Annotated in this window: 27 protein-coding genes; 13 read left to right on the top strand and 14 right to left on the bottom strand. The window is 64.7% G+C overall.

What is annotated here, in order from left to right:
• Nucleotides 1-74: 74 nt before the first annotated feature.
• The 4 genes from R4P57_RS05460 to R4P57_RS05445 all read right to left on the bottom strand — a co-directional run bounded on the left by R4P57_RS05460 (nucleotide 75) and on the right by R4P57_RS05445 (nucleotide 4,025).
• Nucleotides 75-803, bottom strand: a complete 729-nt coding sequence (locus R4P57_RS05460) for an amino acid ABC transporter ATP-binding protein (RefSeq protein WP_317801850.1) — start codon at nucleotides 801-803, stop codon at nucleotides 75-77.
• Nucleotide 804: 1 nt separating this feature from the next.
• The gene (locus tag R4P57_RS05455; protein WP_317801849.1) at nucleotides 805-2,613 is read right to left on the bottom strand and encodes an ABC transporter substrate-binding protein/permease; all 1,809 of its coding nucleotides are present in this window, start codon (nucleotides 2,611-2,613) and stop codon (nucleotides 805-807) included.
• A gap of 85 nt (nucleotides 2,614-2,698) precedes the next feature.
• Nucleotides 2,699-3,463: an LLM class F420-dependent oxidoreductase gene (locus R4P57_RS05450; RefSeq protein ID WP_317801848.1), complete on the bottom strand. Its 765-nt coding sequence runs from the start codon at nucleotides 3,461-3,463 to the stop codon at nucleotides 2,699-2,701.
• Between the two features lie 52 nt (nucleotides 3,464-3,515).
• Nucleotides 3,516-4,025 carry a TIGR04338 family metallohydrolase gene (locus R4P57_RS05445; RefSeq protein ID WP_317801847.1) on the bottom strand — a complete coding sequence of 170 codons (510 nt, stop codon included), beginning with the start codon at nucleotides 4,023-4,025 and terminating at the stop codon, nucleotides 3,516-3,518.
• Between the two features lie 97 nt (nucleotides 4,026-4,122).
• Between R4P57_RS05445 and R4P57_RS05440 the strand changes: the two genes are divergently transcribed.
• From R4P57_RS05440 to R4P57_RS05420, 5 genes are read left to right on the top strand one after another with little or no spacing between them, the layout of a single operon-like run.
• Nucleotides 4,123-4,848 carry an ATP-binding cassette domain-containing protein gene (locus R4P57_RS05440; RefSeq protein WP_317801846.1) on the top strand — a complete coding sequence of 242 codons (726 nt, stop codon included), beginning with the start codon at nucleotides 4,123-4,125 and terminating at the stop codon, nucleotides 4,846-4,848.
• Entirely contained in the window at nucleotides 4,845-5,594 is a 750-nt protein-coding gene (locus R4P57_RS05435; protein WP_317801845.1) for an ABC transporter ATP-binding protein, read from the top strand. Before R4P57_RS05440 ends, R4P57_RS05435 begins: the two co-directional genes overlap by 4 nt.
• Nucleotides 5,591-7,090 carry an ABC transporter substrate-binding protein gene (locus R4P57_RS05430; RefSeq protein WP_317801844.1) on the top strand — a complete coding sequence of 500 codons (1,500 nt, stop codon included), beginning with the start codon at nucleotides 5,591-5,593 and terminating at the stop codon, nucleotides 7,088-7,090. Before R4P57_RS05435 ends, R4P57_RS05430 begins: the two co-directional genes overlap by 4 nt.
• A gap of 3 nt (nucleotides 7,091-7,093) precedes the next feature.
• Nucleotides 7,094-8,845, top strand: coding sequence for an ABC transporter permease subunit (locus R4P57_RS05425; protein ID WP_317801843.1), 1,752 nt, complete (start codon nucleotides 7,094-7,096; stop codon nucleotides 8,843-8,845).
• Nucleotides 8,842-10,107, top strand: a complete 1,266-nt coding sequence (locus tag R4P57_RS05420) for an MFS transporter (protein WP_317801842.1) — start codon at nucleotides 8,842-8,844, stop codon at nucleotides 10,105-10,107. Before R4P57_RS05425 ends, R4P57_RS05420 begins: the two co-directional genes overlap by 4 nt.
• Nucleotides 10,108-10,133: 26 nt before the next feature.
• Here the strand turns inward: R4P57_RS05420 and R4P57_RS05415 are convergent, their stop codons facing one another.
• On the bottom strand, nucleotides 10,134-10,451 hold the full coding sequence (locus R4P57_RS05415; protein ID WP_317801841.1) for a nuclear transport factor 2 family protein: 318 nt from the start codon (nucleotides 10,449-10,451) through the stop codon (nucleotides 10,134-10,136).
• Between the two features lie 70 nt (nucleotides 10,452-10,521).
• Here R4P57_RS05415 and R4P57_RS05410 point away from each other — a divergent pair, with 70 nt between their 5' ends.
• On the top strand, nucleotides 10,522-11,334 hold the full coding sequence (locus R4P57_RS05410) for a MerR family transcriptional regulator (RefSeq protein ID WP_317801840.1): 813 nt from the start codon (nucleotides 10,522-10,524) through the stop codon (nucleotides 11,332-11,334).
• Here the strand turns inward: R4P57_RS05410 and R4P57_RS05405 are convergent, their stop codons facing one another.
• Nucleotides 11,335-12,153: a DUF2786 domain-containing protein gene (locus tag R4P57_RS05405; protein ID WP_317801839.1), complete on the bottom strand. Its 819-nt coding sequence runs from the start codon at nucleotides 12,151-12,153 to the stop codon at nucleotides 11,335-11,337.
• A gap of 188 nt (nucleotides 12,154-12,341) precedes the next feature.
• On the opposite strand from R4P57_RS05405, the gene R4P57_RS05400 reads away from it, so the two are divergent.
• The 4 genes from R4P57_RS05400 to R4P57_RS05385 are packed head-to-tail and all read left to right on the top strand — an operon-like array spanning nucleotide 12,342 to nucleotide 15,671.
• The gene (locus R4P57_RS05400; RefSeq protein ID WP_317801838.1) at nucleotides 12,342-13,622 is read left to right on the top strand and encodes an ABC transporter substrate-binding protein; all 1,281 of its coding nucleotides are present in this window, start codon (nucleotides 12,342-12,344) and stop codon (nucleotides 13,620-13,622) included.
• Nucleotides 13,623-13,636: 14 nt separating this feature from the next.
• Nucleotides 13,637-14,683, top strand: a complete 1,047-nt coding sequence (locus R4P57_RS05395; RefSeq protein WP_317801837.1) for a sugar ABC transporter permease — start codon at nucleotides 13,637-13,639, stop codon at nucleotides 14,681-14,683.
• Nucleotides 14,680-15,501, top strand: coding sequence for a carbohydrate ABC transporter permease (locus R4P57_RS05390; protein ID WP_008711457.1), 822 nt, complete (start codon nucleotides 14,680-14,682; stop codon nucleotides 15,499-15,501). Before R4P57_RS05395 ends, R4P57_RS05390 begins: the two co-directional genes overlap by 4 nt.
• Entirely contained in the window at nucleotides 15,498-15,671 is a 174-nt protein-coding gene (locus tag R4P57_RS05385) for a hypothetical protein (RefSeq protein ID WP_317801836.1), read from the top strand. The genes R4P57_RS05390 and R4P57_RS05385 overlap by 4 nt, the downstream gene beginning before the upstream one ends.
• On the opposite strand, the gene R4P57_RS05380 is transcribed toward R4P57_RS05385, so the two are convergent.
• Nucleotides 15,655-16,539: a LysR family transcriptional regulator gene (locus R4P57_RS05380; RefSeq protein WP_317801835.1), complete on the bottom strand. Its 885-nt coding sequence runs from the start codon at nucleotides 16,537-16,539 to the stop codon at nucleotides 15,655-15,657. The genes R4P57_RS05385 and R4P57_RS05380 overlap by 17 nt on opposite strands.
• Complete coding sequence (locus tag R4P57_RS05375) at nucleotides 16,530-16,949, bottom strand: MmcQ/YjbR family DNA-binding protein (RefSeq protein ID WP_411742307.1); 420 nt, start codon at nucleotides 16,947-16,949, stop codon at nucleotides 16,530-16,532. Before R4P57_RS05375 ends, R4P57_RS05380 begins: the two co-directional genes overlap by 10 nt.
• A 108-nt stretch (nucleotides 16,950-17,057) precedes the next feature.
• On the opposite strand from R4P57_RS05375, the gene R4P57_RS05370 reads away from it, so the two are divergent.
• Nucleotides 17,058-17,408, top strand: coding sequence for a nuclear transport factor 2 family protein (locus tag R4P57_RS05370; RefSeq protein ID WP_317801833.1), 351 nt, complete (start codon nucleotides 17,058-17,060; stop codon nucleotides 17,406-17,408).
• Nucleotides 17,409-17,547: 139 nt separating this feature from the next.
• On the opposite strand, the gene R4P57_RS05365 is transcribed toward R4P57_RS05370, so the two are convergent.
• Both R4P57_RS05365 and R4P57_RS05360 read right to left on the bottom strand, forming a co-directional pair.
• On the bottom strand, nucleotides 17,548-18,630 hold the full coding sequence (locus tag R4P57_RS05365; protein ID WP_317801832.1) for an inositol-3-phosphate synthase: 1,083 nt from the start codon (nucleotides 18,628-18,630) through the stop codon (nucleotides 17,548-17,550).
• A complete protein-coding gene (locus R4P57_RS05360; protein WP_317801831.1) occupies nucleotides 18,623-19,213 on the bottom strand; it encodes a PadR family transcriptional regulator in 591 nt (196 codons plus the stop codon). Before R4P57_RS05360 ends, R4P57_RS05365 begins: the two co-directional genes overlap by 8 nt.
• Nucleotides 19,214-19,461: 248 nt before the next feature.
• Here R4P57_RS05360 and R4P57_RS05355 point away from each other — a divergent pair, with 248 nt between their 5' ends.
• Entirely contained in the window at nucleotides 19,462-19,869 is a 408-nt protein-coding gene (locus tag R4P57_RS05355) for a hypothetical protein (protein WP_317801830.1), read from the top strand.
• A 55-nt stretch (nucleotides 19,870-19,924) separates the two neighbouring features.
• Here the strand turns inward: R4P57_RS05355 and R4P57_RS05350 are convergent, their stop codons facing one another.
• From R4P57_RS05350 to R4P57_RS05335, 4 genes are all read right to left on the bottom strand, one after another.
• A complete protein-coding gene (locus R4P57_RS05350; RefSeq protein WP_317801829.1) occupies nucleotides 19,925-20,455 on the bottom strand; it encodes a GNAT family N-acetyltransferase in 531 nt (176 codons plus the stop codon).
• Nucleotides 20,456-20,488: 33 nt separating this feature from the next.
• Nucleotides 20,489-20,716 carry a hypothetical protein gene (locus tag R4P57_RS05345; RefSeq protein ID WP_317801828.1) on the bottom strand — a complete coding sequence of 76 codons (228 nt, stop codon included), beginning with the start codon at nucleotides 20,714-20,716 and terminating at the stop codon, nucleotides 20,489-20,491.
• Nucleotides 20,717-20,810: 94 nt separating this feature from the next.
• Complete coding sequence (locus R4P57_RS05340) at nucleotides 20,811-22,502, bottom strand: acyl-CoA dehydrogenase family protein (RefSeq protein ID WP_317801827.1); 1,692 nt, start codon at nucleotides 22,500-22,502, stop codon at nucleotides 20,811-20,813.
• 63 nt (nucleotides 22,503-22,565) lie between these two features.
• On the bottom strand, nucleotides 22,566-23,201 hold the full coding sequence (locus R4P57_RS05335; protein WP_283273675.1) for a TetR/AcrR family transcriptional regulator C-terminal domain-containing protein: 636 nt from the start codon (nucleotides 23,199-23,201) through the stop codon (nucleotides 22,566-22,568).
• A 113-nt stretch (nucleotides 23,202-23,314) separates the two neighbouring features.
• Between R4P57_RS05335 and R4P57_RS05330 the strand changes: the two genes are divergently transcribed.
• Nucleotides 23,315-25,150, top strand: coding sequence for an acyl-CoA dehydrogenase (locus tag R4P57_RS05330; RefSeq protein WP_317801826.1), 1,836 nt, complete (start codon nucleotides 23,315-23,317; stop codon nucleotides 25,148-25,150).
• Nucleotides 25,151-25,152 lie beyond the last annotated feature (2 nt).

The following is a 25,152-nucleotide window of genomic DNA, read 5'->3' as shown; positions in this document are numbered from 1 at the left end:
TGTCACCCAAAAGCGAAAGTAAAGGAACGTTCAGGTGAAGACGCGGACAACGAGGATGCCCTTAGTACCTGCGCTCACAGCACCTGCGAGAGGAACGTCTTGAGTCGATCGGTGTGCGGATCGTCGAACAACTGCTCCGGTGTTCCGGTTTCGACGGCGCTGCCGTGGTCCATGAACAGCACCCTGTTGGACACCGATCGCGCGAAGCCCATTTCGTGGGTCACCACCACCATGGTCATGCCGCCCTTCGCGAGGTCGGCCATCAGCGCCAGCACGCCTTTCACCAACTCGGGGTCGAGAGCGGAGGTGGCCTCGTCGAAGAACATCACCTCGGGCTTCATGGCCAGTGCTCGCGCGATGGCGACGCGCTGCTGCTGGCCACCGGAGAGATTGCCCGGACGCGAATCCGCCTTGTCGGTCAGCCCCACCAGTTCGAGCTGATCCATCGCGGCCGCGCGAGCCGCCTCCTTGGACAGGCCGAGCAGCTTGCGCGGGCCCAGAGCGATGTTGTCCGCAACGGTCTTGTGCGGAAACAGGTTGAACTGCTGGAACACCATGCCGATGCGCTGACGCAGCTCGTCGGGGTTGTCCTTCAGCACCGATTTGCCGTCGAGCAGGATGTCGCCCTGTTCGGGTTCGTGCAGTCGATTGAGAGCACGCAGCAGCGTCGACTTGCCCGAGCCCGACGGGCCGATGACCGTGGTGGTCGTGCCGGCCGGGACGTCGATACTCACCCCGCGCAGCACCTTGTTGGTACCGAAGGACAGGTGAATATCTCTGCCTACGAGCGAAACAGAAGTCATGTCAGCCTCTTTCCACGACGACGGCCTGCTCGACCGGGTCCAGCGTCTGCTCGGCCTTGCCGGTGCGCAGTCGCTTGTCGATGTAGTTCACGAGATGGGTGAGCGGCACTGTCAGCACCAGGTAGAACAATCCGGCGGCGACGAGCGGGGACAGATTTCCGGTCTGTGCGTTGAGATCTCGGCCGACTGCGAACAGCTCGCGTTGGGTGGCGAGCAGTCCGAGGAAGTAGATCAGCGACGAGTCCTTGATCAGTGAGATGAACTGGTTCATCAGTGCAGGCAGGACGCGTCGGACACCCTGCGGGACGACCACCAGGTTCATCGAGCGACGACGGCTGAAGCCCAGTGCCCGTGCGGCTTCCATCTGACCGGCCTCGACGCTCTGGATGCCGGACCGGAAGATCTCGCCGATGTATGCCGCGGCGAGCAGCGACAGTGCCGCTGCGCCGAGCCAGTACGGATTGCCGCCGGTCACACCCTGCACCACCGGGCCGATGCCGAGGCCGATGATCAAGATGATGACCACGGCGGGCAGTCCGCGGAAGATGTCGGTGTAGACGCGCGCCGGCCACCGCAGCCAGCGGGTACGCGAGAGCCCGGCCAGGGCCAGCAGCATGCCCAGCACCGTACCGATGATGCCCGACGCCAACGCCAGAATCAGCGTGTTGGGCAGGCCCACCTTGAACAGGTCGGGGATGGCGGACTTGTACAGCGACCAGTCGAAGAACGTGTCGCCCAGTTGCGCCAGCGTGGATTTGGGTTGAACGGCAACGGCTTCGGGAGCATTCGCGTCGTTCTGTGCCGCGATGGCGGCGAAGTCGGGTAGCTCCGGCTCGGGGGCGGCTTTGCTGCCGGGCTTGAAGCCGTCGGGAAGCTCGCGAGGAACCCAATTCGAGTAGAGCGAGGCCCAGGTGCCGTCGGCGATCACCGCGTCGAGCCCGGAGTTGAGGGCATCGATCAGCGGTTGATTGTCGCGAGCGACAGCCCAGCCCACGAAGTTGTTCAGCGAGAACGTGTTCTGCGTGATCGCCGTGCCGTCCTCGGGCTTGACCAAGCCCTCCGCCTGCTGGGACGGGGCCACCCAGGCGTCGATCTGCCCGGTGCGGAGGTTGGCGTAGGCGGTGTTGTAGTCGGGGAACTTCACTGGATCGAGGCCGAGCGTGTTCACCACGTAGTCGTCCTGCACGGTGCCCTGCACGACGCCGATCCTGCTGCCCGCGTTCAGGTCCTCGAACCGGCTGATCGGGCCGCCGGTCTGAGCAACGAGGGAGAAGTAGCCGAAGTCGTAGCCGTTGGTGAACCCGACGGTGTTGCGTCGCTCGTCCGTCGTCGTGATGGAGGACGATCCGACGTCGAAGCGTCGACCTGAAACCTGTGCGAGCAGGCCCGAGAACTCGGTGCCCGAGAAATTGATCTGCAGGCCTAGTTTCGCGGCGACGGCCTTCAACAGCTCGTTGTCGTACCCGGTGTACTGGCCGGCCGAGTCCAGGCAGATGCTCGGCGGGGCGTCGGACAGGGTGCCGACGGTCAGCACTCCCGGCGTCGCCAATCCCAGAGCGTTCGTGTCCACTCGGTCCAGCGGAGTGACGTTCGCCGTCGTGTATCTGTCCTCCGTCGCGGCCGCTGCGGCAGCGTCGAAGTTCGTCGGGGTGGACGACGCACTGTCGACTCCGGGAGGGGCGCACAGGTCGGTCGGACCTGCAGCCGCCTGATCATCGGAGTTCGACGTTCCACACGCGGCGAGCGTGAGGGCCATCAACAGTCCGAGAACGAGAACCACGAGCGCGCGTGAGGCGCGTACGGCAACCATGATGAAAACCCTAAGCGGACCAGGGCCCACTCACCCAAACGCGCCACGCGCAAGGGTTTCGCTCGAGGAACTGAAGTGGGCTGGCTTACTTGTGCGAGTCCCGCCACGCGATGGCCTGACCCAGCTCGGCCAGGTCGTATTCGGGTCCGTTGACGCCGACGGTGAACAGGGTGGCTCCGGCGTCGACGAAGTCCTGAGCCGTCTCCGCTCCCGGCCACGAGACCGACCGGGTGATTCCCGAGACGTCGCGTCCGACGGTGGTGCCGTGCTCGGCGAGGATCTCGGACTTGCGCTTCAGCGCCTCGAGGTCGGCGAAACTGTGCCAGATGTGCGCGTATTCGGCCACCATCTTCAGGGTCTTCTTCTCCCCGCCGCCGCCGATGAGGATCGGGATGTCGCGGGTGGGGGCCGGATTGCCGACATCGAGGCGGTGGCGGATTCTGGCGAGGCTCTCTTTCAGCAAGGCCAGACGCGAACCGGCCGTGCCGAACTCGTATCCGAAGTTGTCGTAGTCCTTCTCGTTCCACCCAGCGCCGATGCCGAGGATCAGCCGTCCGCCGCTGATGTGGTCGACGGTGCGCGCCATGTCGGCCAACAGGTCAGGATTGCGGTAACCGCCGCCGGTGACGAGTGCGCCGATCTCGACGTTCGACGTCTGCTCGGCCCAGGCACCGAGCATCGTCCAGCACTCGAAATGCGCGCCGTCGAGGTCGCCGTACAGCGGATAGAAGTGGTCCCAGTTGAAGACGATGTCGACGCCCGCATCCTCCGAGCGCAACACCGCGTCGCGGATCAGCTGATAGTCGGGAGCGTGCTGGGGCTGAAGCTGAACACCGATCTTGACGGTCATGTACGTCTCCTCGTCGTGTGGGCTGCGTCTCCCATGATGCACCCGAACGGCGTCAGCCGATGCGGACGCCGCTCTCGGCCATCATCGCGCGCAGTACGAACCCGGCCTCGGAGCCGACGATCTCGCCGACGAGGGTGATGTAGCGGTCGACGAATGCGCCGCCGTGCTGCTGCTCGTTCTCGTCGGCGAAGTGGTGCGCGAGCTCGTGCAACACCACCAGTTCCCGCAACGCCCAGGCCCTGTTGCCCCGATGCAGGGGCACGGCAATGGTGGCGGTGTCCGATTCGTAGTGCGCCGCACCCGAACCCGACCGAGCCCGGACGGTGATCACGCGACCCGCGTCGGGCCACGTTGCCGCGACCCAATCCAGCGCCAGCACCGCATCGACGTATGCCTGCACCGAGTCGATGGAGGCGAACTTGCGCTCGATCGGCAGCGTGATCTGCGAACCCATCACCTGCACCATGCGAAGGCCCCGCTCCTCGGCGCGATCGAACATGGTGCGGACCAGTTGTTCTGCGTCGTAGACGGCTGCTCGTTGCGCGTCCCTCGCCCTGCTCATCCGGCCAGCCTAATTTGTGTCGACCTTCCGACTCGCCTACTGTCCTATCGACAACGATTGTCGAAGTCATTCCCATGTCTACTCTTCAGGAGAACCCGTGCTCGTCGTCGACGACCTCTGTATCGACGCCGGACGCACCCGCATCGTCGATCACGTGTCCTTCGAGATCCCCGCGGGTCGACGCCTCGGCCTGTTGGGCGCGTCGGGATCGGGAAAGTCGCTGATCGCCGCAGCCCTCGTCGGAGCGCTGCCGCCTGGCATCACCTGCACCGGCCGCATCGTCGTCGACGGCCACGACGTCGCCGGAGTTCCGACGCCACGCCGGCCGCGCACGGCCCGCCCGGCGATGGTCTTCCAGGATTCGGCCACCGCACTGAACCCGATGGTCATCGTCGGCAGGCAACTCCGCACGCCCGACGCCTCCGCGCTGCTCGAGCGTGTGGGTCTGCGCGACACCGAACGCATCCTGGCCTCGCACCCGCTCGAGCTGTCCGGTGGTCAGCGTCAACGCGTCTGTATCGCGGTCGCATTGGCGCGTGAGAGCCCGCTCGTAATCGCGGACGAACCGACGACGGCGCTCGACGTGATGAGCCAGGCGCGGGTTCTCGACGCTCTGCGGGAGGTGCCATCGCTGCTGATGATCACGCACGACATCGCCGTCGCCGCGCAGTTGTGCGATCACCTGATGGTTCTCGACTCGGGGCGAATAGTCGAATCCGGTTCCATAGCAACAATTATCGACAGTCCTGAGTCCGATCTCGTGGTGCGCATGCTCGATCGAGCTCGCTCCGCTGATCCATTCCGTCAGCTGGTGGCGCGATGACTGCGGGCTTGGTGGCCACGGACATCACGCGCACCTACGTTCGGCACGGCTCGTCTCGTACCGCACTGGACGGTGTCTCGATCACGCTGCCGCCGGCCGGCCGCGTCGCCGTGGTCGGCGAATCGGGTTCGGGCAAGACGACTCTGCTCCGCATGCTGCTGGCGTTGGACGCGTCCAGTAGTGGAACCGTCCAACTCGATGGCCGCACAGTACGTCCCGGCTCCGCGCGCTCGCTGCGGTGGTTTCGCAGACTCGTGCAGTACGTACCCCAGGATCCCGCGACCAGCCTCGACCCACGCCGCAGTGTCCTGGATCTGGTGGCGACGCCGCTGCGACTTCTCGGCGTCGACGGCGATCATCGAGCCAAAGCAGGTGCCGCTCTCGCTGCCGTCGGGCTGGACGAGCGCTATCTGCAGCGTCGACCGACGGAACTGTCCGGTGGTCAGAATCAACGAGTCGCCATTGCGCGTGCGGTGGCATGCGAACCGCAGTACCTGCTGGCGGACGAGCCGGTCAGCGGACTGGACCCTGATCTGCGCGAGCAGGTCCTCGCGGTCCTGGCCGGTCTGCCGAGCGCGTTGCTGATCGTGAGCCACGACCTGGCTGCGGTCGCTCGACTCTGCAGCGACGTAACGGTGATGCACGACGGCCGGATTGTCGAAACCGGCAGCGTACGAAAAATTCTCACCGACCCACAGCACGCCTGCACCCGAGACCTGATCGACGCCGTACCCCGGCTTGCATGACCATCACAGGAGATCCATTGACCACCAGTATGTTCCGCATCGGCACCCTGGCAGCGGTAGGTGCCCTCACGCTCACCGGCTGCTTTTCTTCAGGTGCTGCCGACGACACCGCAGATCGGGCCCGCGTTGCGATGCTGCAACCGCCACGCTCGGGGCTGTCGCAGTTCAGCGACGATGCCTTCAAGCTCTCGCGCTGGTCCACCGCCGAAACCCTCATCACCCTCGACGATCTCGGTGATGCGCAGCCCGGTTTGGCCACCGCCTGGAACCGCGTCGACGAGCGCACGTGGAGTGTCGACATCCGCCCCGACGTGAGGTTCCACAACGGTGCGCCTCTGGACTCCGCCGCCGTCGTCACCGCACTGACTGCTGCCACTACCGCCGCGCCGAAGCCGCGCATCCTCGACGGTGTCGAGCTGACGGTGACCGCCACCGACGACGACACTGTGGAGGTGGCCACCGAGGGCGGCGATCCACTGGTGCCGCAACGACTCTCGAGCCCGCAGCTCGCCGTCCTGGCACCCGCGGCCTACTCCGCAGGCGGCAGCGACCCCGTCGGAACCGGTACCGGACCGTTCGTGCTGACCGGAGTGAACGGCACGTCCAGTGCCACGCTGGACCGTAACGAGAACTACTGGGGTGAGCCCGCGAAGCTCGCCGGCATCGACGTCGACTTCGTGCCCGACGGTACGGCCCGCGCAGCGGCGCTCCGCAACGGCACCGCCGACGTGGTGGAGGCGATTCCGGTGTCGCAGGCCGCCAATATCGACCCGTCGCTGGTGCACGAGGTTCCGATGCCGCGCACCAACACCCTGTACCTGAACACGTCGTCCGGCGTGTTCGTGGATCCGGCCATGCGCGCCGCCGCGCGGGAGTCGGTGGACAAGGATCGTCTCGTCGAGCAGGTCTACGAAGGCCGCGCAGACGCCGCGAACGGATTGCTCGGCCCCGCGCTGCCGTGGGCGGCGGACCGTCCCGCGCGCACCGAGACACCGGCGGGCGATGCCACCGGCAAGAAGATCACCCTCGCCACCTTCACCGACCGCGCCGAACTTCCCGAGGTCGCCGTGCTGCTGCAACAGGAACTCGAGGCGAAGGGCTTCGTCGTCGAGCAGGTGGTGCGCGAATACCAGTTCATCGAAACCGATGCGCTCAGTGGTGCATTCGATGCCTTCATCCTCTCCCGCGCCACCGTGCTCGATTCCGGAGATCCGGCGGCCTACATGTACTCCGACTTCGCCTGCGAGGGATCGTTCAACATCTCGCAGTTCTGCGACCCGCAGGTCGACGAGGCGTTGGCAGACGCCTCGGCCACCGAACCCGGAGACGACCGCCGCGCCGCGATCTTGGCCGCCGAGAAACTGATTCTGGAGAAGGACGCGGCCGTGCCGATGCTGCACGAACGCGTCATCCAGGGCGAATCCGAAGACCTGACCGGCGTCGCCCGCGATCCAAGGGAACGCACGCTCATCACCAATCAGACCGCCTTCGAGTAAGTAGTGAGAACAACCGCCTCGCGTCTGGTTGCCGTCGCCGGTGTCGTCCTTCTCGTCGGAATGCTGCCGTGGCTGTCGAATCGCGATCCGGCACTGAGCATTCTGCGGGCCCGCTCGGCCGAGCAGGAAGCAACCCCCGAGGCCCTCGCGGCCATTCGCCGTGACCTCGGCCTCGATGCCGGGCCGCTGCGGATGTTCTGGGACTGGCTCACCGGCATCGCGTCGGGCAATCCCGGAACATCCTGGAACACAGGTGAACCGGTGCTGCCGAGGGCACTCGATGCGCTGCTGGTGTCGCTGACGCTGATGGGCTTCGCGATGGTCGTCGCGATAGCCATCGCCGTCCTAGTGGTCATCCCCAGCGTCCGGGCCGGGCTCCGGGGCACACCGAGACGTACCGGGGGCGGCATCGCCGCAGCGCTCACGTCGATGCCGGAGTTTCTGCTCGCGTCTGTACTCGTTGTTCTCGGTGCCGTGTGGTTGTCGTTTCCGGCCTACGGATGGAGTGGCCCCGAGTACGCGGTGCTGCCTGCGCTCGCTCTCGGGGTGCCTGCGGGCGGGCTGATCGGGCGACTGCTCGCCGACGCGATCGCCGTCACCTTCACCGAAGGGTGGGTCATCACGTGGACGGTCGCAGGCTTCTCGCGGCCCCAGATCGCCGGTGCGGTCTTGCGACGCGCCCTACCCGGCCTCGCGTCGCAGATCGGTCTGATCATGGTCGCGATGACCGGCGGCGCAGTGGCCGTCGAAAAGGTTTTCGCCATACCAGGATTGGGCCGCACCACCCTCGGCGACGCGCAGTCGCAGGATCTTCCCGCCCTGCAGATCGACATCATCCTTCTCCTGGCCGTCAGCGCGGCTCTCGGTATCGCGGCCGAACTGGCCCGGCGGCTGCTGCTCGGCAGCGCACTGCACGAGAAGGCGATGCCCATCCCGTCCGGGGTCTTCCACCCGTCACCGCGGCGCGCGGTGGTGCCGATCGCTGCGGCGTCGTTCCTTCTGGTCATGGTCCTTGCCGGACTCCCGCGCGACGGCCAGGCGACGACGCGGGAGAAGTTCGCAGCCCCGTCACCGGCCTACCCGTTCGGAACGGACGCGTCGGGTCGAGATCTGTTGGCCCGCGTCGCCGACGGCGCACTGCGCTCCATCGGTCTCTCGCTTGCCGTGACGCTCGCGGCCCTGGTGGTCGGGGTTCTGTTGGGTCTGGTTCCGCACGCGTCCAGGGGCCTGGTCGAAGTCACCAACGCGGCACCGCCGGTGGTCACCGGAATTCTGATCGCGGCGATCTGGGGGCCGAGCGCAGGCGGCGCGGCCGTCGCGGTCCTGATCGTCACGTGGGCTCCGCTCGCCGCGCACACTGCCGCCCTCGTCGAGGAAACCCGCGCTCGGCCGTACATCTCCATCCTGCCGACACTCGGGGCAGGCACTGCGCGAATCCTGTTCGGCTCCGTCGTGCCGAGCGTCGTTCCGGTAGTGCTGCGGCACGCCATGATTCGGCTCCCCGGCGTCGCTCTCGCGCTTGCGGCCCTCGGATTCCTCGGCCTCGGACCGCAACCCCCCACTGCGGATTGGGGATTGATACTGTCCGACGGGGTTGCGGCCGTCGAGCGAGCACCGTGGGTCACCGCCGCTCCGCTCGCGTCCTTGATCGCACTCGCCGTTCTCGCAGTCTCGCTCGCCGGTGCCACCTCGGGGCGCGTGCGGAAGACCGGTAACGTCATCGAGAGAGTCGACGCAGAAGGGCGCAGTACGTGAGCACGAGGACCGACGGATCGCCGACGCGGTGGCGGTGGTCATTTCTGGTCGATCTGCGGCGGGCCACCGCCACCGTCCGCTTGCTCGTCCTCACCCAAATGACTTTCAACATCGGCTTTTTCATGGTGTTGCCGTACTTGTCGGTACATCTGACGGGCGACCTCGGGCTCGGTGCCGCACTCGTCGGCGTGGTGCTCGGGATCAGGACCTTCTCGCAGCAAGGACTGTTCTTCGTCGGGGGCACCCTCGCCGATCGGTGGGGCATCAAGCCGGTCGTTCTCGTCGGCTGTGTGTTGCGGGTGGTGGGATTCGTGGGTCTTGCCTTCGCCGATTCGCTGCAGGCCGTGTTGATCGCCACGGTGCTGGTGGGATTCGCAGCCGCATTGTTCTCTCCCGCAGTCGAATCCGCAGTGGCGATCGAGGCGGGCAAGAGCGAACGCGACGGCGGACCCACTCGTGTCGAGAGCTTCGCGCTGCTGTCGGTGTGCAGTCAGATCGGCTCGTTCACCGGCCCACTCGTCGGATCGGTACTGCTGGTCGTCAATTTCAGGATCGCGTGCCTCGTAGCTGCGGCGATCTTCGTTCTGGTCATTGCCGCTCACGTGCGGTGGCTGCCGCGTGAGCGCGGCGAACATCGCGACGACCCATGGCTCTCGGGTTGGACCGACGTGGTGCGCAACCGGACCTTCGTGCTGTTCGCGGTGGCGATGAGCGCACAGTTGGTGGCCTACAACCAGCTGTACCTGCTGTTGCCACTCGAGGTCGAACGCGCCTGGGGTTCGCAGACGGTGCTGGGCTGGTTCTTCGCGATCTCGGCAGTACTCGTGGTGACGGCGCAACTGCCCATCACCCGACGCGTCGCCAGGGTATCACCGCGGATCACGCTGCCGATCGGATTCGCCGTCATGGCAGCATCGTTCGCGCTCGTTGCCGCCACCTCCCCGCTCGAGTTGCAGGGACTGATCGGTCTCGTCCCGGCCGCCCTGTTCGTTCTGCTGCTGGCGCTGGGTCAGATGATCGCCATGCCACAGGCCAGGGATCTGGTGCCGCGCATGGCCGCCGAACGTCGACTGGGTTCGTACTACGGCTTCATGGCCTCGCTCGGGGGCATCGGGGTGCTCATCGGATCGACCGCACTCGGCGTGGTGATCGACGCCTCCCCCGACACCGGCTGGGGCGCAGCGATTCCCTGGCTGGTTGCGGCCCTGTTCCCCATCACCAGTGTCATCGGACTCCGCGTGGTGCTCGCGCGCCTCGACTGACCGCCTCCATTTGCGGCTGATCTGGGCTACACCCGAATCCGCAGCACAGCGATTCTCCCGTCCTGGGCAAGCTCGAACCAGTACGACAGGTTCACCGGGCTGCCCGGGAAGTCACCCGAAATCTGTGCGGTGGTGGTGCTGCCTGCGCCGGATTCGACAACGGAGAGTATGTCGTAGTGCACCTGCGGCACTTCGGTTCGCCAACGGCGGATCTCGTCGATGCCGTGGTACTCCTGGCCTTCGTCTTCCACCACGGCGTCGGGGGCGAACAGGGCGAAGTAGGGCTCCGAGTCGGCTCGAGTGGCGAGCTCGAAGTAGCGGTCGATGGTCTGTGATTCGGTCATGAACCCAACCTGAGCCCTACCCCATGGGGAGAGTCCACTCTCCCCCACCGGGAGGGATCAGAATGTCGACATGAACGGATTGCTGACGATCGGCGAGTTCTCTCGCATCACGCACTTGTCGGTCAAGACTCTGCGGCGCTACCACGAGTCCGGGTTGCTCGAACCCGATACAGTCGACGACTATTCGGGCTACCGGTACTACGCCACGGATCAGGTCGCCACGGCGCAGATCATCAGTCGGTTCCGCAGCATGCAGATGCCGGAGCGAGAGGTGCGGGCGATCGTCACCACACCGGATCCCGATGCCCGAGCCCGGTTGATCACCGAGCACCTCAGTCGGCTCGAGCGGCAGTTGGACGACACCCGATCAGCGGTGACGGCATTGCGCCGGTTGTTGGATCCGACTCCGCCCACCATCGAGGTCCAACGCATACTCACCGAACAGTGTTCGGTCGCAGCAGTTTCCGAGGTGGTCGACGCGTCCGAGGTGCTCGGCTGGTACAGCACGGCAATGGCCGAGATCGATGCGGCCGGAGTGGAGCCGACGGGTCCTGCGGGTGGGTTGTACGACAACGAGCTGTTCACCGAGGGCCGTGGTGTCATGACGGTGTACGTGCCTACCGCAACTGCGCCGTCCGCCAACAGGATTCGACCGATGACGTTGCACCCCACCGAACTCGCGGTGACGGTCCATCACGGCCCTCATGACGATATCGACGTCACCTACGGCGCTCTGGGGGTGTACGTGGAGGCCAACGGCCTGGCCATTGCGGGGCCCGTTCGCGAGGTCTACCCCGTCGGGCCGCGCGATACCGATGACTCGACGATGTGGCGCACACACATCGGATGGCCGGTGTTCGCGGCATCGCCGCGAACGCAGTAGTCAGCGTCCCAACTGCCTGCTTGCTCCGTCGATTTCTGCGTGCGCACCGATCTTCGCGTTTCGCCCCGCTCGGTCCCCGGCCTTTCGTGCGCCCTCGGAGTAGCCGGCGTTCGCGGTCTGGCCTCGCCAGTGTCCGCGCGCGGTCGATGTCTGTCGGTAGTAGTCGCGGAGCTCGATCTCCTTGTTGCGCAAGACCAATGCCGTCCCAGCGCCCTGTTGCTCCTGTTCGATGGCCTTGGCCTCCGTGTCCTTCTTCACTTCGCCGAGCCGTTGACCGATGCGCGACGCGAATGCGGTCTGAAAGTTCAGCCGCGCCGTCAAGGCAGCGACGGGCACTTCCTCGCGTCGGGTGTAGCGTCGACGATTCTTGATTTCGGTGACGGTACGGATGGATGTCTCGGACCTGTAGGCACCGGACTTGATGTACGCGTCCGAGGCTCGCACCATCTGAATCAGCAGCGAGGAATAGAGGGCTTCGGTGGTCTCGATGTCGGAGTCGAAACCGTAGGCGAACACCTGCGTCGACGATCGGGACACATCGCATTGGACGTCGTTGGCGTGCGCGATGGCCACGAACAGTTGCACGTAGGTCTTGAGTCCACGCTTGCCCGGCTCACCGATGGGGATGACCTTCTGGCTCGGCGTCGCCTGCCGCTCCCGGGACGCGCTGTGCGAGCGGGCCACCGCCAGATCGACCGACGCCGACGTGGCCAAACGCTGAGCGGCTTCCATGAAGGCCTCGGCCTCGTGTGGGTTGTCGGTGGACTCGGCCTGGCGCAGCAGCCCGCCGATACGCGTCAGCATCTTGTCCGAACTCATGAGCGAGAGGCTACCGGCCTCCTCCGACACATCCGGGTTGACCGATTCAGGAATGCGATAACGACCACCATTCGGTGCATTGTGTGCCACAGTTCCCATCGACATATGTGTCGGGGGAGCATCACAGCACGATTCTGCGGGTCTATCTCCGGGCGCATACCACCATGTAGAAGTTAGTGGAGAAAACAATGGCGTCTTTGATCACGAAGGTGGCGGTGGTTGCTACGGCAGCCACGCTGCTGACGCTCACCGGATGTTCGAGCGACAGCGGTTCGAGTGGCGATTCGGGTGCTGCATCCGAAAACGCCGACGGCCGTGGACCTATCACCTATGTAGAGGGCCAGGACACCACCGAGACCGGTGTCGTCCAGCAGATCATCTCGGAGTGGAACGCCAGCAACCCCGAAGAGCAGGTCACCTTCAAGGAACAGTCCGCCGACGCCGATCAGGCTCACGACGACTTCGTTCAGCAGCTGCAGGCACAGCAGAGCGACTACGACGTGATGGCGCTCGACGTCGTCTGGACCGCCGAGTTCGCGGCCAAGGGCTGGCTGGTGCCGCTCGAGGGCGAATTCGCTCTCGACAACGCAGGGGTTCTGCCCGCGACCGTCGCGAGCGCAACATACAACGGCACGCAGTACGCCGCACCGAAGAACACCAACGGCGGATTGCTCTACTACCGCAGTGACCTGCTCCCCGAGGCGCCCACCACCTGGGCCGAGCTCACCGAGGATTGCCAGGTCGCCCGGGACAACAACATCGATTGCTACGCAGGGCAATTCGCCCCGTACGAAGGTCTGACGGCCAACGCGTCGGAGATCATCAACGCCCACGGCGGATCGATCGTCGCCGAAGACGGCAAGACCCCCACCGTCGACAGCCCGGAGGCCAAGGCCGGACTGCAGACCCTCGTCACCGCGTTCGAGACCGGCGTCATCCCGGCCCAGGACACCACGTTCAAGGAGTCCGAGAGCCAGCAGGCGTTCCAGGACGGACAGACGTTGTTCCTGCGCAACTGGCCGTACGTCTATGGCACCGCCGCAGAAGAAGGTTCGGCTGTGGTCGGCAAGTACGCGGTCGCACCGCTTCCCGGAGTCACCGGAGTGGGCACCTCGACGCTCGGCGGATACAACGCCGCAATCAGCGCGTACTCCGAGAACAAGGCCACTGCGGCCGACTTCCTGCGATTCATGCAGGGCGAGAAGGCTCAGCGCATCATCGCCGAGGGCGCTTTGCCGCCCGTGCTCTCGTCGCTGTACGACGATCCCGCACTGATCGCCGCGATGCCGTACCTGCCTGCATTGAAGGCATCCATCGAGAACGCAGTTCCGCGTCCCGTCACCCCGTTCTACCCGGCCGTCTCGAAGGCTGTGCAAGACAACGTGTCTGCCGCCATCAAGGGTGAGAAGAGCGTGGACCAGGCGATCACGGACATGCAGGCCGGTATCGAAACCGCCGGCGCCAACTGATTTCGGGAGAACCAATGGCTGTACCTGCTGGTGTGACCAGTGGGGCCGCCGCTACCACCGCGGCCGGGGGCTCGTCCCCCGGCCGCGGTCGGCATGTGCGGTCCAAGAACAAGCGCTTCGGCCTGACGCCGGGTCGGGCTTGGCTGTTGATCGCACCGACGATGGTGATCCTCGCGATCGTCATCGTCTACCCGGTGATCCGAGCTCTGGTGATGTCCTTCTCCAAGGATCCCGGTCTCGATCCCGCTACCGGCATGTTCGTCTCCGGCGGTTCTGCCGGCTTCGACAACTACACGCATTGGATTCTGCAGCAGTGCACCTCGGCGTCGGGCACGTCGGTGCCCTGCCCGCCGGGAACGCTCGGTTCTCAGTTCTGGGGTGCGGTCGGAAACACGGCGTTCTTCACGGTCGTGACGGTGTCCATCGAAGTGGTCATCGGCTTCGCGATGGCCGTCATCATGGGCAAGACCTTCGCCGGACGCGCCCTGCTGCGGGCCGCAATTTTGATCCCCTGGGCGATCCCTACGGCGGTCACGGCCAAGCTCTGGTACTTCATCTTCGCGTACGACGGCATCGCCAATCGCATTCTGGGAACGAACATTCTGTGGACCGGCGACGCGTGGCCCGCTCGTTTTGCGGTCATCATCGCCGACGTGTGGAAGACGACGCCGTTCATGGCGCTGCTGATCTTGGCCGGGTTGCAGATGATTCCCGCCGACGTCTACGAGGCTGCTCGCGTCGACGGGGCGTCGGCGTGGCAGCGTTTCACCAAGATCACGCTGCCCTTGGTCAAGCCAGCGCTGATGGTCGCGATTCTGTTCCGCACCATGGACGCGCTGCGCATGTACGACTTGCCCGCCATCCTCACGGAGGGCAACCCCGCCACGCGAACCATCTCGATCCTGGTGGTGGATCAGATCCGGCAGGGATTCAACAGTGCTGCGTCGTTGTCGACCATCTCGTTCATCATGATCTTCGTTGTGGCGTTCATCCTGGTGAAGTTTCTCGGTGCCAATGCCGTTGCCACTCAGGACAATCAGCGTAAGGGGCCCGGCCGATGAAGCAGGCTCGCATCTATCTCGGTGTCGTCGTCATTCTCGTCTGGGGACTGGCACCCTTCTATTGGATGGTCGTTACCGCATTCCGCGACCCGCGCTACACCTTCGACACGACGCCATGGCCGACGCACGTCACGTGGGAGAACTTCGACAACGCGTTGTCGACCGCGAACGGCAACAACTTCCTGCGGGCGGTGGGCAACAGCCTCATCGTGGGCGGAGCAACGACGCTGATCGCGCTGGTGATCGGCATCTTCACCGCCTATGCGCTCTCCCGCATAGACTTTCGTTTCAAGTATGTGGTGACGGGCATCATCCTCGGCGCCTCGATGTTCCCGGTCGTCGCGCTGGTGACACCGCTGTTCCAGTTCTTCACCAACATCGGCTGGATCGGCAGCTACCAGGCCATGATCATCCCGAATATCTCGTTCGTCCTGCCGTTGACGATCTATACGCTGGCGGCGTTCTTCGCCGAATTGCCCTGGGAACTCGAAGAAGCCGCGCGGATCGACGGTGCCGGACGTTTCCAGGCATTCCGCCTGGTGATGCTCCCACTTGCCGCACCTGCCTTGTTCACCACCGCGATCCTCGCGTTCATCGCAGCAGTGAACGAGTACCTGCTGGCCAGTCAGCTCTCGAGTGACAAGACCGAACCGGTGACCGTGGCCATCGCGCGGTTCACCGGCAACGATCCGCTCGTGGTGCCGTATGCCGCGATCATGGCCGCGGGCACCATCGTTGCGATTCCACTGGTGATCATGGTGCTGCTGTTCCAGCGCCGCATCATCTCCGGATTGACGGCGGGCGGCGTCAAGTCGTGACGGCGCAAGACCACCTTCAGCTGCTCGCGGGGATCCTCGGGTTCTTCGCGCTGGTGGCTCTGATCGTCGCAGTCGCCGGGATCATCGGGGGTGATCCTGGCGTGCTGCCGTCGGTGGCGCTGCTGGGTCTGTTGATCGCACTGTGGTTCACCGTCAAGAGGATTCGCTGAAGCTGCGCGTCGCCACCGCAACCAATTCGGTCAGCGCCGGGCCCATTTTTGGCCGCCACACCAGGGCCAGCAGCGCGGCGGTGTGCGAGTCCGTGAGCTCGACGGCGACGAGCGTGTCGTCGTAGAACCCCGCCATAGATGCGCTGAGGATGGCCACCCCCATGCCACGGGTAGCGAGGTCGGCCACGGCGTCGGGGGCACTGGCCTGCAACGTGATCTGCGGTGCCAGGCCTACTCCGTAGCAGTCGCGGTCGAACACTGCACGGATCCCGGTGCCGGGCGGAAGGGCGATGATCGGGTGTTCGCACACCTGCGCCAACGTCGCCGTGTCCCGTGCTGCCAGAGGATGTTGCGGTGGAACGGCCGCAACGATCCGCTCGTCGATCACCACCATCGATGCCAATCCGTCCGGGGCTCGAGCTGCGACGCCGACGAGTGCGAAGTCGAGTTCTCCGGCGCGAACATCGTCCACCAGTCGGTCCGAGGTGTCCTCGTGGAGAGCAAGTTCGACGCCTGGGTGCGCCGAATGGAAGCGGGCCAATGCGTCGAACAGTTGTGGGACGGTGCAGGCGGTGACCATCCCGACGCGAAGCGAGCCGCGCAGAAGTCCGGCAACGTCGTCGACGGATTGCCTGACCGAGCCGGCGGCAGCCAGCGTCGCACGGGCTTGCGTCAGCGCGGCCTCGCCTGCGGTCGTCAATGTTGCTGTGCCACCTGACCTGTCGATCAGTTCGGCACCGAGTTCGCGTTCGAGCGCTCGGATCTGGGCGCTGACGCCGGATTGGCTGATATGCACTCGGGCTGCGGCGCGAGTGAAGTTCGCTTCCTCGGCCACCGCGACGAAGTACTCCAGCTGTCTCAATTCCATTGCTGAACTCCCAGATTCGGGCCCTCGCCGGCGTCGAGTCTGGCGATGTTGCGCTTCGGGGCAGTGACGCGGTAGCTGCAGTCGATCAGTTCGGCTGCCTCGGCCCAGACGTCGTCGTCGGCGTCGCTGAGGTCGAATCCCACCCAGCCGGCCGGGCCGAGGTAGGCGGGGTGGAAGTAGCGAGGTTCGAGTTCGCAGGCGCGCTGCTCCTCGGCGCTCTCGCATTTGACCAGGATCGACAGGTCGTATGGGTCGCCGCCTTTGACGCCACCGCCGAAGTAGACGAACACCGAGGCGGTGCGGAAGGTCGGCCGTCCGTGGGAGATCTTCTCGGACACCTCGGGATAGGCGAACGCCAGTGCGCGGATGCGTTCGAGGACCGGATGCTGGGAAGTGGGGTCGATGGCCACGAGCACACGATAGCGCGTGAACTCTAGCTGCGGCTATGAGGAAAACTTCTGATGATCATCGCAATCAACTGTTGGACTTCTGGCCCGGTGCGTTCGAGACTCGATGTCATGACACAGACACCGAAAGAAGTTGCAGCGACCTACTTCGAGGCCTGGAAAAGCAAGGATTTCGACACTCTGGCGTCGATCCTGCACGAGGATGCGACGTTCCGCGGACCACTCGGCACAGCGGCCAACGGCGCGGAATGCGTGGCGGGATTGAAAGGAATGTGGGAGATCGTCACCGACATCGACATAGCCCACGTCTTCGTGGACGGCCCGAACGTACTGACGTGGTTCGATCTGCACACGTCCATCGCATCCCCGGCGAGCACCGCCAACTGGCAGCGAATCGAGGACGGATCGATCAGAGAAATACGGGTGACATTCGATCCACGAGAAATCACCGCGGCGGGATAGACGAACGCCCGCCGGTACTCAATGTGACATTCAGTGGCCTTTTGGGGGGTCAATGTCACATCGAGTGGACCGGCGGGCGGCGTGTGCAGTGGTGCGGACGAGTCCCAGAGGGCATTCATTCGCACCACCGCCGCAGGCACTATGCGTCGATGATGAACGCTTCGAGTTGTTCGCGAGCGACGTCGTCTGCGAGTTGCTTCGGCGGGCTCTTCATCAGGTAGGCGGAAGCCGGGATGACCGGTCCACCGATGCCGCGGTCGGCCGCGATCTTGGCGGCGCGGACTGCGTCGATGATGACGCCTGCGGAGTTGGGCGAGTCCCATACTTCGAGCTTGTACTCGAGGTTGAGGGGAACGTCACCGAAGGCGCGGCCTTCGAGGCGGACGTAGGCCCACTTGCGGTCGTCGAGCCAGCCGACGTGGTCGGACGGTCCGATGTGGACGTCCTTGGCGTTGAATTCCTTCTGCAGGTTCGACGTCACGGCCTGGGTCTTGGAGATCTTCTTCGACTCGAGGCGGGTGCGCTCGAGCATGTTGAGGAAGTCCATGTTGCCGCCGACGTTGAGCTGCATGGTGCGGTCGAGCTGCACGCCGCGGTCTTCGAAGAGCTTCGCCATGACGCGGTGGGTGATGGTGGCACCGACCTGGCTCTTGATGTCGTCGCCGACGATGGGGACGCCTGCGTCCTCGAACTTCTTGGCCCAGACGGGATCGGATGCGATGAAGACGGGCAGCGCGTTGACGAAGGCGACGCCTGCGTCGATGGATGCCTGTGCGTAGAACTTGTCGGCTTCTTCGGATCCGACGGGCAGGTAGGACACGAGCACGTCCACCTTGGCGTCGCGCAGGGCCTGCGCCACATCGACTGCTTCGCCGTCGGCTTCGGTGATGGTCTCGCGGTAGTACTTGCCGAGGCCGTCGAGGGTCGGTCCGCGCAGGACGTGGACGTCCTTCGGGGGTACGTCGGCGATCTTGATGGTGTTGTTCTCGCTGGAGAAGATGGCCTCGGAGAGATCGAAGCCGACCTTCTTGGCGTCCACGTCGAACGCGGCGACGAACTCGACGTCGCGGACGTGGTACTTGCCGAACATGACGTGCATGAGGCCGGGGACGGTGGCGTTCTCGTCCGCGTCCTTGTAGTACTCGACACCCTGGACCAGGGATGAGGCGCAGTTGCCCACACCCACGATGGCCACGCGGATTGCGTTGTTGTTCTCACCCATGGTCGGGTTCTCCTTCTGTCTTGACTGTCCTGTTTGATGCTGTGTTGGACGGTGCTGGGTTGGGGTCGGCCTGCTCGGCTGCGATGACCTCGTTGAGCCAGCGCACCTCGCGTTCGCTCGATTCGAGACCGAGCTGGTGTAGCTGCCTGGTGTAGCGGTCGAGTGTCCCGTTCGCCTTGGCCACAGCGTCGCGGAGGCCTTCTCGGCGCTCCTCGACCTGGCGACGTCTGCCTTCGAGAATGCGGACTCGAGCTTCCGCGGGGGTCCGACTGAAGAAGGCAAGATGTACGCCGAATCCGTCGTCGGTGTAGTTCTGCGGTCCGGTGTCGGCCACCAGTTCGGCAAATCGCTCCCTGCCGAGTGGGGTGAGCTCGTACACCCGTTTTGCTCGTCTCTTCACGAGCAGTTCGGGCCCGGCGTCCTCAGCGATGAGGCCGTCGGCTTGAAGTCGCCGAAGTGCCGGGTACAGCGATCCGTACGAAAACGCTCTGAAAGCTCCGAGTAGGCCGGTCAGCCGCTTGCGGAGCTCGTAGCCGTGCATGGGCGATTGGAGAAGCAAACCGAGAATTGCGAGCTCGAGCATGCAAGTCTCCCTTCTCCATTCAAGTAATCACGACACGGCGATGCGATCCACTGCACTATCGAAGAATGTATCGCGCCGATACATATTCTGACAACTCGGTGCCGTGTATCGGTCACCGATCCCGAGCAGACCGGTTGGCGGGATCCGTCTGAACGAGTTGTTGTTCTGTAAGCACAGGCGGTCGACGCCACGACCGCGTGACGACATCGATCGACGGCAAACAAATCCATGAACGTATCCTCCGACGCATGACCCCGGTCGACGCTCTCGCCGCCGCTGCCGCCCTCCACCTGGGCTTTCAGCTGGTGGTGACCGCCGTCGTCTACCCGGCGCTGGCGGAGGTGCCAGACGACGACTGGCCGCGTGCTCACGACGCCCACTCGCGGCGGATCACCCTCATCGTCGGGCCGGTCTATGGACTGCTCGCTGCTGCGTGTCTGTGGGTATTGGCGTCCGGTTCAACCCACCTTGTTGTCCTGATCAGCGTTGCCGGCGCAGTGATCTCCGCGCTCGCGACTGCATTCGTGGCTGCTCCCGTCCATGGCAAACTAGGGCGTACGGGACGAAACGGACACTTGATGAGTCGGCTGCGATCAGCAGACCGCGTACGTCTCTGTGGTGCAGTGTTGTGTGCCGTCTTCGCTCTGTTCGCGTGATCGAGCGCGGGCAAACGTGGATGGGCCTGCACCGCGACGCAGACGGATGATCGGTTCAGCGAACCGGTGCCACCATGAGCACCGCGTCCACTCGGTACTCGCCCCACTGCTGCGCAGCCGTCCCGATTCGGTGCCAGCCTCGCCTGCGGTAGAAGCCGAGGGCGGCGCTACTCGGATCGACGAGCAGCACCGGTGCCCGGCCCGCGTCCCGTGCAGCATTCACTGCGCGTGCGAGCAACGTCGTTCCGCTGCCCGGTACGGAGCCGTCGGTTACCAAGCGCGACACGACAGCGAGTCGATCGGCAGCGACCCCCGTTGCTCGCTGCCACTGCGCGCTCGCATCGTCCGCACCGGGGTCCTGTTCCGCTGATGCCGTCGGATGCAGCGCGATATGTCCGACGACGGCGTCGTCGTGCTCGGCGACCCAGGCTGCGAGTTCGTTCGGTGCGGCAAGCCAGTCGGCTCGCACCGCCGCTGCGCGCACGGGGTAGCGCTGTGTTTCGTGCGAACGTTGCAGGATGAGTAGGAGGGTGCTCAGGTCGCCGTCCCGTCGGGGCCGCACGTGGATTCCCGATGTGGCGAACATGCGATCGAGTGTAGGGCGGTCGGATGATGGGTCCTACCGTGCGGCAGTTCGTCCAGCGCTTCTGACCCACACCGTCGCAGTGACTCTCACCGTTCCCTGCCACACGCCGATCTGCGGTACACCGGATACACGGAAATCCACGTACTCGCCCGTGGCATCGGGTACGCCCATCGTCTCCGGCACTCCAGCCAGCACACCGGCCACCATCGCGTTGTCGAGTGAGGCCCAGACGAAAGGCACTGCATCGTCCTCGCGGTTCACCGTACTGACGGGAACGTCGAAACCGCCCTGAACGCTACTGCGACGCGTGTGAGCAGTGGTGACGACATGGACTTCCCGTTCGGCGAGGGAGTCGTCACGCTCGGGTGAGAATCTTGTCGAATCCGGTACCGATGGGCAGAGTTCCGTACTCGTGTCCGCGATCTCGTCCGAGCCGTCCGGCGATGAATGCATCCGACGACGCACTGGGCGCGTGACGAACCATCAGCGACGCTTGCAGAGCGAGCGCCATGGCTTCGACGACGGTGCGGGCACGAAGCTGCACATCCACCGGATCCAACGCGGCCATCTCGCTCACCTGCTGCCGAACCGCGTCGAGGTGCCGGTCGAGAAGCGCGTTGCCGCCGCGTGCGAGATTCACCTCGTGGTCGAAGGCGACGACGGAATCGGGTTCACGGGTCATCGCTCGCAACACGTCCAGCGCAATGACATTGCCCGATCCTTCCCAGATGGCCATGACCGGCTGTTCGCGGTACCGACGAGCCATCGGGAAATCCTCTGTGTATCCGTTGGCCCCGAGGCATTCCAGAGCCTCGTAGGCGTGGTGCGGCCCGCGTTTGCAGATCCAGTACTTCGCGACCGCGGTGGCGAGCCGTCGGAACGACTTCTCGTGGTCGTCGGCATCGATGTCCTGAGCGCGCGCGAGACGCAGCGCGGTGATCGTCGCGGCCTCGGATTCGAGGGCCAGGTCTGTCAGCACCGACTTCATGGCCGGCTGGTCGGCGAGGACTGTGCCGAATGCGCTTCGGTGCCGGGCATGCCAGAGCGCTTCGGCCACGGACTGACGCATCCCGGCTGCACTGCCCAAGATGCAGTCGAGGCGAGTCTGCGAGACCATCTCGATGATGGTGCGCACACCGCGCCCGGGTTCACCGATCATCACGGCGACCGAGCCGTCGAGCTCGATCTCCGACGACGCGTTGGACTTGTTGCCGAGCTTGTTCTTCAACCGTTGAATTCGGAAGGTGTTGCGTTCACCGTCGGGCAGGATCCGAGGGAGCAAGAAGCACGAAAGACCGGTTCCCGCAGCACCTTCCGCCTGAGCCAGAACGAGGAACGCATCGGACATCGGTGCCGAACAGAACCACTTGTGGCCGGTGAGCAGGTAATCGGCACCCGGACCTCCGCGTCCGGCGGGCGCGGCAACGGTGGTGTTGGCTCGAACGTCCGACCCCCCTTGCTTTTCGGTCATCGACATACCGAACAGAGCGGAGCCTTTCCCGGGTAGGTCCAATGTGCCGCTGTAACTGCGCGACAGTGCCCTGGGAACCCAGTGGGCCGCAACGTCCGGCTGTAGTTCCAGAGACGGGATGACGGCGTGAGTCATGGAGATCGGGCAGGCGTGACCGGGTTCGACTTGTGAGAACAGCATGAACGCAGCGGCCCGTGCCACATTGGCCCCTGGTTTCGGGTCCGCCCACGCCGAGGTGTGAGCTCCGTGCGCTACCGCCGCCGAGATGATGCGGTGATAGGCGGGATGGTATTCGACCTCGTCGACGCGATTGCCCCAGCGATCGAAGGGGCGGAACTCGGGGACGATGGTATTGGCAAGTTCGGCGTCGTGCTGAAAATCGTTGCTACCGACCAGCTCTCCGACGTCGGTGAGTTCGTCGGTGGCCCAGGCCGCGTCATGGCGTCGGACTCCCTCGACGAGTGCGGTGTCCGCGAGAAATTCGTTGATGTCGGTCCGCGGCGCCGGCTGATTGCTGACGGTATGTGTGTGGTGCGGAGCCGGGTGGGTGACCGGCTCCTCGATGGTTCTGCTCATGTCAGTTCCCTTCGGGTGCAGAAGAGGCGCTCCGAAGAGCCGTGGGTGTTGCGGTGCGCAGCGTCAGTTCATCGACTGGTTGAGGACCGCGTCGGGAATCCGAAGCGTGGCGAAAATGACTGCCACTGCCTCTTCGAGCGAGTATCCGAAGCTCTCACCGGTGGCCGTTTTCTGCACGACGAGCCCGAAGATCGCGGACCAGAACGCCTTCGCCTCGACATCGATACTTGCGCGAAGTTGCCAGCCCGTACGCGTCAACGTTCCGAGCAGGGCCGCCTCACCTGAGGCGTGGAGTGTTCGGAGTGTGGTGGAGATGAGGTCTCGCAGCTCGCCGCGTCGGCCTGTCATCACCATGGCTTCGACGAAGATCTCGACGCTGGGCGACGCCGTGCCGAGAAGAGACCCCACCAGCTTGTGCGTGTAGTCGCCGATGGTGGCGGCGTCGGCCGCGTCCAATTCGGCCTGCTTACCGGCCCGCAGAATCGCAGCGCACGCGACCTCGACGAACAGCTTCTCTTTCGAGCCGTAGTAGTACGTCACCTGATTGGGATGGGCATCGGCGGCCGAGCAGATTCTGGCGATCGACACGGCCTCCCCGTGCTCCAGGAAAAGCTCGGTGGCGGCGTCGAACAGCACCTGACGAGTGTGCTTACCGGCTCGGCGCGTGGCGCGAGCAGCCGGCACAGGCTTGGGATCCATCACCGTGGCCCCTTTCTTGTTTGTATGATAAACAATAACGAGGAGCTGCCCCGGTGGCAAGCCCGAACCATCAGCCATCCGCATGAGCCTGTCCGCATGAACCGAAGGTGACCATGACCCACTACAAGAGCAACCCCCGCGACATCGAGTTCAACCTGTTCGAGGTCCTCAGGGTGCAGGATCTGTTCGACTCGGGCGTCTGGTCCGACCTGGACACGGACACGGTGCGTTCGATGATCGACGAGGTGCATCGTCTCGCGGCCGGCCCGGTTTCCGACTCCTTCGCCTTCGCCGACCGGAATCCGCCGACGTTCGATGCCGCCACCCATTCGGTGACCATCCCCGAGGAATTCAAGAAGTCGTTCCGAGCATATTGGGATGCGGGGTGGGCCTACGTCGCCCTCGATCCGGCGGTCGGAGGAACACCCGCACCCCGGGCCGTGTCGTGGGCGCTGGCCGAGATGGTTTTGTCCGCGCAACCGGCGGCATTCATGTACGCCGCCGGACCCACCTCGGCGCACATCCTCTACCAGTTGGCTACCGAGGAGCAACGCAAGTGGGCGACAACGATGGCGTCGCGCGGCTGGGGCGCGACCATGGTTCTCACCGAGCCGGACGCAGGGTCCGACGTCGGCTCGGCCCGCACGACCGCGTACCCGCAGCCCGACGGCAGCTGGCACATCGACGGGGTCAAGCGGTTCATCACCTCCGCCGACTCCGACGACCTGTTCGAGAACATCGTTCATCTCGTTCTGGCTCGACCGGAGGGCGGCGGACCCGGAACGAAGGGACTGTCGTTGTTCATCGTGCCGAAATTCCACTTCGACTTCGACACCGAACGACTCGGCGACCGCAACGGTGCCTTCGTCACCAACCTCGAGGACAAAATGGGGCTGAAGGCCTCGGCGACATGCGAACTCACCTTCGGCCAGCACGGAACCCCGGCGAAAGGATGGTTGGTCGGCGAGGTGCACAACGGGATTGCGCAGATGTTCGACATGATCGAGTACGCTCGAATGTTCGTCGGCACCAAAGCAATTGCGACACTCTCGACCGGCTACCTCAACGCGCTGGACTACGCCAAGCAGCGCGTCCAGGGCTCGGACATGGCCACGCTCGGCGACAAGACCGCGCCACGGGTCCCGATCACGCGTCACCCGGACGTCCGCCGGTCACTGATGCTACAGAAGGCGTACACCGAAGGTTTGCGTGCTCTCTACCTCTACACCGCAGCTCATCAAGACGACACCCTGGCCGCACAGGTATCCGGTGCCGACGCCGACACCGCCACACGCGTCAACGATCTACTGCTGCCCATCGTCAAAGGCGTCGGCTCCGAACGCGCCTACCAATACCTGACCGACAGCCTGCAGACCTTCGGCGGTTCCGGATACCTGCGGGACTACCCCATCGAGCAGTACATCCGCGATGCGAAGATCGACACGCTGTACGAAGGCACTACTGCGATCCAGGCTCAGGACTTCTTCTTCCGCAAGATCATTCGGGACAAGGGCATCGCACTCACCCATCTCTCCGGCCGGATCGACGCGTTCATCGAGAACGAGAACGGACGACCGGACCTCAACGTCGGTCGCGCCCGACTCAAAGCTGCGCTCGAGGATGTGCAGGCCATGGTGGGTGCCCTCACCGGATATCTGATGACAGCTCAGGATTCCCCCGAGGCGCTGTACAAGATCGGTCTCGCTTCGGTCCCGTTCCTGATGGCGGTCGGCGACCTCCTGATCGGTTGGCAACTGCTCCGACAAGCAGACTTGGCCGCGCATGCGCTCGAGACACCGAAGTCCGACTCCGACCGAGCGTTCTACGAGGGCAAGGTTGCCACTGCACACTTCTTCGCCACCACGATCTTGCCGACACTGCACACAACTCGTCGCCTGATCGAATCCACCGAAACCCGAATCATGGAACTCGACGAAGCATCGCTCTGATC

The organism is Rhodococcus sp. IEGM 1330 (assembly GCF_033142445.1).
Classification (GTDB): Bacteria; Actinomycetota; Actinomycetes; order Mycobacteriales; family Mycobacteriaceae; genus Rhodococcoides.
This window is presented reverse-complemented; position numbering and strand designations above follow the sequence as displayed.